7 protein-coding genes are annotated in these 11,130 nt (G+C 35.9%); all 7 read right to left on the bottom strand.

Features of this window, described 5'->3' with window-relative positions; genetic code table 11:
• Positions 1–3: 3 nt before the first annotated feature.
• The 7 genes from ACFE0M_RS06505 to vapB all read right to left on the bottom strand — a co-directional run bounded on the left by ACFE0M_RS06505 (position 4) and on the right by vapB (position 10,968).
• Positions 4–1,407: a RagB/SusD family nutrient uptake outer membrane protein gene (locus tag ACFE0M_RS06505; RefSeq protein ID WP_434544938.1), complete on the bottom strand. Its 1,404-nt coding sequence runs from the start codon at positions 1,405–1,407 to the stop codon at positions 4–6.
• 20 nt (positions 1,408–1,427) lie between these two features.
• The gene (locus tag ACFE0M_RS06510) at positions 1,428–4,481 is read right to left on the bottom strand and encodes a SusC/RagA family TonB-linked outer membrane protein (RefSeq protein WP_434544939.1); all 3,054 of its coding nucleotides are present in this window, start codon (positions 4,479–4,481) and stop codon (positions 1,428–1,430) included.
• A 230-nt stretch (positions 4,482–4,711) separates the two neighbouring features.
• On the bottom strand, positions 4,712–6,568 hold the full coding sequence (locus ACFE0M_RS06515; RefSeq protein WP_434544940.1) for an OmpA family protein: 1,857 nt from the start codon (positions 6,566–6,568) through the stop codon (positions 4,712–4,714).
• A gap of 418 nt (positions 6,569–6,986) precedes the next feature.
• Positions 6,987–7,610: a 7-carboxy-7-deazaguanine synthase QueE gene (locus ACFE0M_RS06520; RefSeq protein ID WP_434544941.1), complete on the bottom strand. Its 624-nt coding sequence runs from the start codon at positions 7,608–7,610 to the stop codon at positions 6,987–6,989.
• Positions 7,591–8,487, bottom strand: a complete 897-nt coding sequence (locus ACFE0M_RS06525) for a bifunctional 5,10-methylenetetrahydrofolate dehydrogenase/5,10-methenyltetrahydrofolate cyclohydrolase (protein WP_434544942.1) — start codon at positions 8,485–8,487, stop codon at positions 7,591–7,593. The genes ACFE0M_RS06520 and ACFE0M_RS06525 overlap by 20 nt, the downstream gene beginning before the upstream one ends.
• A 35-nt stretch (positions 8,488–8,522) precedes the next feature.
• Positions 8,523–10,307, bottom strand: coding sequence for a translation elongation factor 4 (gene lepA, locus ACFE0M_RS06530; protein ID WP_434544943.1), 1,785 nt, complete (start codon positions 10,305–10,307; stop codon positions 8,523–8,525).
• A gap of 427 nt (positions 10,308–10,734) precedes the next feature.
• Positions 10,735–10,968 (bottom strand): type II toxin-antitoxin system VapB family antitoxin, encoded by a 234-nt coding sequence (gene vapB / locus ACFE0M_RS06535; protein ID WP_434544944.1) that lies wholly within the window; start codon positions 10,966–10,968, stop codon positions 10,735–10,737.
• Positions 10,969–11,130: the final 162 nt, after the last annotated feature.

Genomic DNA, 11,130 nt, shown 5'->3' on the forward strand with positions numbered 1-11,130 from the left:
TTATTAATTATAACCTGGGTTTTGAACTAACACTCCATCACTTAACTCCAACTCAGATTGTGGTAATCGAGGTAAAATCTTGAAGTCATTATATGGTAATGGATCAACTCCAGCCGCTGCTGGTTTAGGAATGTTACGACCTAAACGTTTCAAATCAAACCATCTGTGTCCTTCTGCCATATATTCTATACGTTTTTCTCGTAACACATTGTTAACAGTAGCTGAAACACCACCTGCTAAACCTCTAGCAGCTCTAAATGCATTAAGGAAAGGATCACCAGCTCCAGGACCCAATGCCTCAGCAGCAATTAAGTAACCTTCTGACAATCTCAAAATCGGAATATTTTCTTGGAAAGGAACTGTTCCTTTATTACCCTGCCATTTAGTAAACTCCTCACCTAATGCTTCAGTATTGAATAAGCCTCTTCTAACATCACCAGCTTGAGACTCGATTTCTGCAATTAATTCATCACTTGCTGTAATAATGAACTGGCTTCCACCTGTATCATTCATTAATAAAGAATGTAAACTGTTATTTGCTCCATCAACTGAATTCCAATCTGGAATTCTTAAATCTGACTCAAATACTGATTCAGGATGAAAAGTGAAGGCTGCATCATCCCAAGAAGCAACATAATCTCCTGCTGCAACTAAGTCAGAACCATCACCTGCTATTGCTTGCTGTGCATAATTGGCTGCATCGCCATTTCTGCCCCAGTACAAATAAACTCTAGCTAATAGTAATTGAGCTGCAGTTCTGTTAGCTCTTGCAACATCTGAAGACCCTGCCGCAACAACCGGTAAATCAGCTATAGCATCTAATAAATCTTGCTCTATTTGCTCATAAATTTCAACATTAGTGGCTCTAGCTCTGTCATCTGCATTTGATAAGCCAAGAGTCGGCTCAGTTCTTAAGATAACCGATGAATTAAAACCATTCACTTCTTGTCCTGGCTCATATCCATATACTTTGGCCAAATCATGATAGAATAAAGCTCTTAAAAACTTAGCTTCAGCAACTAATACATCTCTGGTTTCTTGCTCCATTGTAACATAATCATCATCAATTGTATTGATTACAATATTACACTCATTAATCCCTATGTATCTGTTGAACCAAATATTGATTCCAGAATTTAAAGCATTTACATACTCTTGTTCATAACGACCAGTCAATTGTACCAGTTCCATGTTGTCCGCTAGGATTTCAGGACCAATCATCATGGTTTGTCCGTAATATCCAAAGTCGTTTACGCTCTCGTAAGCTGAAAACAAAACGGCTTCAAAACCTTCTGCGTCAGCTAGTACTACTTCCTGTGGCAAAGATGCTTTATTCTCTACATCAAGATCAGTACAAGATGTAAGCAGAATGCCACCCATTAAAAATATATATAATAATTTTTTCATGATATTCTTCTATTTAAAAATTATAATCCTAAGTTAATACCAGCAGAAAACTGTCTTCCAAGCGGATATGCACCGAAAGAAGATACTCCAGTTGAGTTGTTGTTAGCTACAACCTCAGGATCGATACCATCATATTTTGTCCAAGTCAAGATATTTACTCCTTGAACAAATACCCTTGCATTTCTCATATTAACTCTTTCCAAAATGCTTTTTGGAAGATCATAAGATAATGTGGCAGTTTTTAATCTTATATAAGACGCATCTGACATAAATCTATCAGTTCCTATGAAACCAAAGTTTTGAGCTACACCAGCAATAGTACCATTAGGTGTTAATTGTGGAACATTGGTTACATCACCTGGTTCTTGCCATCTGTTAAGTATATCGGATCTTTGGTTACCTACACCACTACCACTTAATAAGTTGTATAAATCACCATTGAAGGCATAGTTACCATACTGATATTGGAAGAATACATCTAAGGTTAAACCTTTATAAGAGAATGTGTTGCTCCATCCACCGAAATGAGTTGGGATTGCACTTCCTCTTACGCTTCCGTCTTCAAAATCACCAGTATAAGAAGGATTTCCATCTTTATCGATGATCATTGCACGACCGTTTGCAGGGTTAACACCACCATATTCTAATAAATAGAAGAAATCAACTGGCTGCCCTACAATTAGGTTAGGAATAGAACCGGCAAAAATAGTATCTTCACCACCTACTAAAGAAGTCACTTCATTCTGTAGGAAGGAAATATTAAATCTTGAATCGAATCTAAATCCTGCTCTATCCACAACAATGCCACCTACTTCAATATCAATACCTTGGTTACGAACTGAACCGATGTTATCATAAACAGAGTTAGTACCTACACCAGCATTTTGGAAGAATGGCACGTCAAATAATAGATCCCTGTTATTAGTTCTCCAGAAATCAACATTACCGAATAATCTGTTATTTAAAACAGAGTAATCTACACCAATATTAATGGCTTCTTCTTCTTCCCATGAAATGTTATCATTACCAATGGAAGTAATAGTGGTTGTACCACCACCTAAATATTGTCCAGTTGCTGCTCCCCAAGTAGTTTGAGATGCATAGTTTAATGGAGCACCATTTCGTCTGATATCAGCATTACCTAATACACCATAACTTGCCTTTAATTTCAAGTCATCTATAAAGCTTACATCTTGTAAAAAGGTTTCATCAGACAATCTCCATCCAATTGAACCAGCATAGAAAGTACCATATTTTGTGTTAGTTCCAAATCTTGAATGACCGTCACGTCTTACAGTAGCACTTACCAAGTATCTATCGTCATAGTCATAATCCACTTTTCCGAATACACCCAATCTTTTATACTCTTGGAAGAAACCGCCTACTGAGGTTGGTTGACCATTACCTGGCAATCTAAAGAAAGGATTAGTAAAGCCATTTGCTCCTAAACTTGCTCCTTCTCTTTCCTCAAACTTATACTCATAACCTAATATACCTTTCACTCTGTGAACGTCAGCAAATATTTTGCTGTAGTTTAAGTTATAGTTAGTATTAATATTAACAGTTCTTCTGTTATTAATAAAGATCGAACCACCTGAAGCTGCAAATACAGGAATAGTAGATGGTCTTTGGTTATCATCTCTGTTCATAGAAAAATCAATACCTATGAAACCTGTTGCAGATAAGCTAGGGGTGATTTGGTAAGTTGCATTAGCACTAGAAACTGTTTGTAAAGTTCTACCTAATCTTACTTCTTCATTTACCCCTTGTAAAATATTATATCCAAATAAGTGATTATAAAGACCATTAGCTGGATAACCATTATATTCTCCGTTTTCATCAACAGCTGGAGAGGTAGGACTTGCCTCGAAAGAAGCTACCCAAGGTCCGTTCACAAAGTTACCATTCGCAATTGAACCAAAAGTTTTAATGTGTGACAATGATAACTTTGCCCCTACTGTTAATTTTTCAGTTGCTTGATGGTTTATGTTTAATCTACCAGTATATCTTTCAAAATCAGACATGATTACCTGACCTTCTTGCTTGTTGTAAGAACCACCGAAGTAGAATTGAGTTTTTTCATCTCCACCCGACATAGATAAATCATAAGTTCTGAATCTTGCATCTTGGAACATAGCATCCAACCAATCATATTCTGTATAAGATGAAGGGTCTTCAGGATTTCCAAATAAAGCGTGTGCACCAGAATTAGGATCAGTTGGATCCTGACCAACGTTTAATTGTTGCTCAGCTTTAATTCTTGTGAAGTCATCAGCTCCCAATACATCGTAAAGATTATACGGCTGAACCACACCTTCTTGAACACTTAAGTTAACTTGAGTACCTCCTTTTCTGCTACCTGATTTAGTAGTTACGATCACAACACCATTAGCTGCTTGCGCACCATAGATTGCAGAAGCCGAAGCATCTTTCAAAATATCAATTGACTCAATATCGTTTGGATTGATAGAGTTCAAAGGGTTAGCAGAACCTTGCGTTGTTTGTCCTTCTTGACCTACTTGTACACCATCAATGATAATTAAAGGGTCATTACCAGAATTGATTGAACCAACACCACGAATTCTTATATTCATAGCACCACCTGGTTGACCACTGGCTGCAGCAATCTGCGTACCTGCTACTCGTCCTTGGATAGCTCTATCAAAAGATTGCATTGGTAAATCTTCAATAACATCACCTTTTACTGAGGAAACTGAACCTGTTATTTCTCTCTTTAATTGAGAGCCATAACCTGTTACTACTACCTCAGATAATTGCTGAACATCAGTTACCATTTGGATATCGATAACAGATCGAGCACCTATTTGCACTTCCTGTTTTACCATTCCAATAAATGTAAAAACTAATGTACCTCCGTCAGAAGGAACTGATATTTTATAATTACCATCCAAATCGGTGGTAATACCGGTACCAGTACCTTTTAATAATACGTTCACACCTGGTAAAGCCTCGCCTGTATCAGCGTCAGTAACTGTACCGCTTACGGTGCGATCCTGTGCCCATGCATGTAGCACGAACACCAACATGAAACATGTTAGTAGAATCTTCTTCATACTTATTTTAGTTTAGGTTAACAATAATTAAAGGTTAAATGTACATAACATTAAATGAAAATACCTAACAAAATATAAATTTTTCTTGAAATTTATTTGCCAAATAAAAATCATACATTTCGTTATTATATAGTCTATTGTTACTATGATACATTCTTATTCAATATAAAAAAAAGAAACCTATGTATTAGTAAATTGTTTAAATATAATTATGCTAATATTTAATTGAATTAAATAATTTTGAATATAACCGTTTTTTGGTACTTTCCAGAAGGTAATTTTTTAGCACCATATCCTACTGATTTGATTCTACTCTTATCCACACCGTTTTTCATAATTAATTTTTCATAAACAGCATTGGCTCTTTTTTTGGATAACTCTTTATTATATGCATCTGATCCAACATTGTCAGTATATCCTCCTATTTCAATTTTCACATCAGGATTCTGGATAAGGAAATCTGCTATTTTATTAATTTCGTTCTGTGATTTTTTTGATAATTCATAACTATCAAATTCGAAGTATATATTGTTGAGCATCACTGTTTCTCCCCTCCTTATCGGCTTTAGGGCAAAATTTAATTCTGTCTCACTTTTATTGATTTCCAATTTTTCGGAATGGAATAAATATCCCGGTGATTCAACATAAAAAGCATAATCAGAAGGGCGTGGAATTACAACTTTATAATCACCGCTCTTTGCATTACTGTAGGTTTCCTGAACAAGGCTGTCCAAAGCCAAATCGAAAATTTGAATTTTGGCTTTAATATTAGCGCTATCTTTTGCATTTACTACCTCCCCAAATACTAAATTAATTTTGTTAGCTTTTTGACTTTCATCAAAATAGACTTTTGCAGGAGGGTATTTTTCATCGGATTGAAGCTCCCTCGACCAATATTTTTCACCCTCAAACTTCTCATGATAAGAAAGTTCATTATTAAAAGTGTTTATGGGCAGGCCTATATTTTGAACTTTATTTTCTTTTATTGGCCAATCAATCCTGTAAATATCAAACCCTCCCATTCCAATTCGGCCATTTGAACTAAAGAACAATGCGTCATTTGATAAATTAAGAAAAGGTGAAATTTCATCAGCAAATGTATTTACTTTTGAACCTAAATTTTTCGCCTTAGACCAATCTCCATCAACCTTTGTAGAATAGTAAAGATCTCTTTTACCAAATCCCCCTTTTCTGTTCGAACTAAATACCAGAAACCTGCCATCAGAGGACAAGAAGGGTTGTGACTCCCATGCGCTTGAATTAATTTTTGCTCCTAAATTTTCAGGTTTTTGCCATCCATCTCCTTCATAATAAGAAATATATAAATCACAGCTTCCCATTCCATCCCTCCTATTGCAACTGGTAAAAACCATTACTCTTCCATCTGCTGAAATTGCGGCCGCCCCTTCATTTTCTTTTGTATTAATAACAGGCACTTCCTCCACATTTTGAAATTGACTGCCTGAAATTTTAGCTCTGTAAATCCCCTCTTCAAGACTCCCTTTTCTTTGACCAGTGAAATATAAAAATTCAGACGGATACAATGTGAAAAACGGAAAATAGATGCTCCTGAAAATATTATCAGACTTAATAGTTTTTATATTTTCATTTATTTGTCCTTGATTTTCTAATTCTTGAATAGCAAATTCTATAGATTGTGAAATAATTTCCGCCATCTTGACGTAATCTTCCTTATAACCTCTTTCTTGATAAATTTGAATAGGTTTTTTGGCTAATTCATATTTCCCACGATCAAAAGACTCTTTCCCTAATAAAAAATAGTAATCCGTATATTTTGCAGGCCATTTTTCTTCAATTGAAAAAGCTTTTTCGAGAGATTTTACTACTTTATTTAGATCATTGATACCATAATATAAAGTAGCTTTTTCTAAGTATAAATGATGGTTTTCCGGCTCAATTTCAATGGCATCATCCATATACTGAACCGCAGCTTCCCAATTTCTTTGGTAAAGCGCTTCTTTAGATTTTTCTATTAATCTTTCTGTCCTCCACTTATAATCTTGGCCAATGGAGCTAAATGAAATTAACAGAAATATTAATAGGAGAAATGTTTGTTTGAAATTCATATCCCAATTTAGCTGATAAGGAAGAATTTCAAAAGTAATTTTAGAATTAAGCTAGAACCTAACTTTTCCAAAGTTTAATTAATCCTACTTTGTAATATTATTCAATCATCGCCAAGAGCTGTGTCTTCACAGCTCTAGAAAGATCAAAGCTCGATTTGTGAAGACACAAATCGGGGGCATCGGTGCTAAATTGACAAAGTAGGTTTTAATTAAAATATAATGGATATTTTAAACCGCTTGTTGATTAAACGAAAAATAACTTTGGAAATGTTGAGATATTTATTCTATATCCGCCCTTGGTTGTGTTTTCACAACCAGACAGTGAAGTATATACATCGCAATGTCTAATTCTCTGCAATGCATTTGTGTCTCCACAAATGCGCGCAAAAAAATTGAAATATGTATTTGAAATTTCCGGCTATGGGATTTGTAAATACTTATGGGTCTGTAAAGATATACCCCAATTCGGGTTTGCTTTCACATAATCTACTATCATGGGCATCATCTCCTCACGCTTGCCCCATTCTGGTTGTAATAATAATTTGCAATCTGGCCCCACTTTTTCCGCATGTTCTTCTGCCCATTTAAAGTCAGATTTATTGTAAACAATGATTTTTAATTCATCAGCCCTGTCATACCAATCTTCCAATGGGGCTTTAAATTTTTTAGGGGATAGACAAACCCAATCTACCATACCTGAAAAGGGATGAGCACCTGATGTTTCCACATTTACATGAAACCCCTTTTGAAGTAAACGCTTAGTAAGTCCGTGCATATCGTACATAAAAGGCTCTCCTCCAGTAATGACTGCCAATCGAGATTGATATTGATACGCTTCATCCACAATATCATCAATCTTTTTCAAAGGCCATTTATCGGCATCCCAGCTATCCTTTACATCGCACCATACGCAGCCAACATCACAACCACCCAATCTAATAAAGTAAGCAGGTTTTCCGTTATGAAAACCTTCTCCTTGAATGGTGTAAAATGCCTCCATTATCGGAAGTTCTATATTGGGATCAAACGAGTTCTTGTCCATAAATTTCTTTTTGAGAGGCAAGCCATGTATTCATCAATAAGCCTGCTCTTGTCATGGGCCCTACTCCACCCGGAACAGGTGTTATGTGAGTCGCTTTTTTGGAAACTTCTTCAAATAAAACATCTCCCTTTAAGGCAAAGCCTGATTTCTTGCTTGAATCAGGGACTCGGGTTGTACCAACATCAATTACTACCACATCGTTCTTCACCATATCAGCGGTAATTAATCCTGGTTTTCCTACTGCCACAATCAATATATCAGCTTGTTTGGTATATTTTGCTAAATCAACAGTGTATCTGTGGGTCAAAGTAACCGTTGCATCCCCTGGATAATTGGCACTGCCCATTAAAATTGAGACTGGAGAACCCACAATATGGCTTCTGCCCACTACCACACAATGTTTTCCTTTCGTCATGATATCATACCTTTTTAATAATTCCATCACTCCAAAAGGTGTTGCCGGAATATATGCAGGTAAATTAGATGCCATTCTTCCATAATTCACTGGATGAAAGCCATCCACATCTTTTTCAGGCTTGATGGCATTCAGCACCTTGTTTACATCAATGTGTTTAGGCAAAGGTAATTGAACTATAAAACCATCTACTCTTTCATCATTATTTAATTTATCTACCTCCTGCAGCAGTTCAGTTTCTGAAATCGAATCATCAAAAAGCAACTTAGAAGACTCAAAACCAATTTCTTGGCAATCCCTTACTTTAGCTTCCACATAAGTTTGGCTGGCACCATCAGTCCCAACTAAAATAGCGGAAAGATGAGGTACTTTTCCCCCTTCTTTCTTTAATGCTTCCACTTTTCCTTTTAATTCTTCTTTTATTTGAGAAGAAATTTTCTTCCCATCTAATAAAATAGGCATGATGTTATGCTTGTATAATGAATAATTTCTGAATTTTAATCTAACTTAAGAACTGCCATAAATGCTTCCTGTGGAATTTCTACATTTCCTACCTGGCGCATTCTTTTCTTACCTTTTTTCTGCTTTTCTAGAAGTTTCCGCTTACGAGAAATATCTCCTCCGTAACATTTCGCCAATACGTTTTTACGAAGTGCCTTCACGGATTCCCTTGCAATCACTTTTGTGCCAATTGCTGCTTGTACTGCAATCTCAAATTGCTGTCTCGGGATCAACTCTTTTAACTTTTCACAAAGCTTCTTTCCCCATTCATAAGCTTTATCCCTATGTACAATGGCAGAAAGTGCATCCACTTTATCTCCATTTAATAGGATATCCAGTTTAACCAAATTACTAGAATGATAACCTACTAATTCATAATCTAATGAGGCATAACCCTTAGAAATCGTTTTTAGTTTATCAAAGAAATCAAATACGATTTCTGCTAATGGCAAATGGAAGGTTAGTTCAACTCTAGATTGGGTTAAGTAAACCTGATTTTTGATTTCCCCTCTTTTGTCCATGCAAAGGGAAATCACAGGACCCACAAAATCTTCTTTGGTAATAATTTGTGCTCTTATATAAGGTTCTTCCAGATGGTCAATGCTTCCTAAATCTGGTAATTCAGAAGGTGCACTCACTTTTACCATCTCGCCATCTTTCTTAAAGGCATGAAACTGCACGGATGGAACAGTGGTGATCACTGTCATGTCAAATTCTCGCTCCAATCTTTCCTGCACAATTTCCATGTGTAGCATTCCTAAGAATCCACAACGGAAACCAAAGCCAAGTGCTGCTGAAGTTTCTGGCTCCCAAACTAAGGAGGCGTCATTCAATTGCAATTTCTCCATTGAAGCTCTTAATTCCTCAAAATCCGAGGTGTCAACAGGGTATATTCCAGCATAAACCATTGGCTTCACGTTTTCAAAACCTTGAACTGCCTTACCTGGATTATCTACGTGGGTAACCGTATCCCCCACTTTCACTTCTTTAGCTACTTTAATACCACTTATTAAATAGCCCACATTTCCAGTACTAATAGTATCTTTTGGCTGTTGGGTTAGCTTTAAAATCCCAATCTCATCAGCTTCATAGATTTTACCCGTATTGATGAATTTAATTTTATCGCCCTTACTGATTTCACCATTAAAAACTCTGAAATAAACCTCAATTCCTCTATAAGGATTAAAAACGGAATCAAAAACCATGGCCTGAAGTGGTGCATTTGGGTCTCCAACTGGAGCAGGGATCCTATGTGCAATGGCTTCTAGAATTTCCGTAATGCCAATTCCTTCTTTAGCACTAGCATGTAAAATATCTTCTTTTTTACAACCAATCAATTCAATGATCTGGTCAGAAACTTCCTCAGGCATCGCACCTGGTAAATCAATTTTATTCAGCACTGGAATAATTTCCAAATCATGCTCAATAGCTAAATAAAGGTTGGAAATGGTTTGTGCCTGAATACCTTGGGCGGCATCCACAATCAATAATGCTCCCTCGCAAGCAGCAATAGAACGGGAAACCTCATAGGAAAAATCCACGTGACCTGGAGTATCAATAAGGTTATATATATATTCCTCCCCATTCAATTTATATTCCATTTGGATTGCATGTGATTTGATGGTGATGCCTCGCTCACGCTCCAAATCCATATTATCCAACAACTGCTCCATTTTCTCGCGCTCATTCACTGTCTGGGTTGAATCCAACAGCCTATCTGCCAAGGTACTTTTACCGTGATCAATGTGCGCAATAATGCAAAAATTTCTAATGTTCTTCATTTTCATAATCGAAGTGCAAAAGTACGTAATAAGGCTGAGATATAATAATAAGGTGATTCTAATTTATTGATAAACAGAATAGGTTTGTTTTTTACTTCCAAGGATGAATTGAAACCTCATATTTAGAGAATTGTCTGTCTTTTGAAATTAATGGAAGGTATTATCATTTTAAAATACTTTACATACTTTTTCTTCCTTACTTTTTTCAACTTTATATCTAAATTCATTTTAAGCAATCGACACCCCTATAGTTCCCTCAAGGGGACAGTCGCACAGATTTATTTTAGTAGAAAAGAATAAATTTTATTACTATTTTTTTAATGTTAAAAACTAAAATTTGCTGAGGAAATACTAAATCAAATGAAGAAACAAAAGAAAATCGGAGGGACTCCCCCCTTGAGGGGGGCGAAGGGGGGTGTAACATTTGCTAAATCCTCCATAACTTACCGTAAACACGCCACTTCATATAATCCTTAAAGGCTTCAATCGGGTCATCGAAATTATCTTTCATGTGTATTTTACCCTTTAGCAAACCAGGAATCCTGTCTTTTTTCTTTTTCTTTATATTTTTTTCTGATTTAAGCTTCTCTATCAAATCCAAAACTTTCTTTTTATCTGATTCCGACAAGCTTAAGAAGTCTGAGTTTATTGTAGTTTCCATAAAAAGCAATCATTAATTAATTACAATTTATATATAAAAGCCATTAGAATCAAAAAGGGTTCCTAATAATTTTCTTAATTTTGGGCTTATGGGAATACGTGCAGTACTAAGTAAACCTTTGGCGGCAATTATAGTCAACCAACAAAAAAAATGGGCGGCTCA

Source organism: Marivirga sp., assembly GCF_051117495.1.
GTDB lineage: Bacteria > Bacteroidota > Bacteroidia > Cytophagales > Cyclobacteriaceae > Marivirga.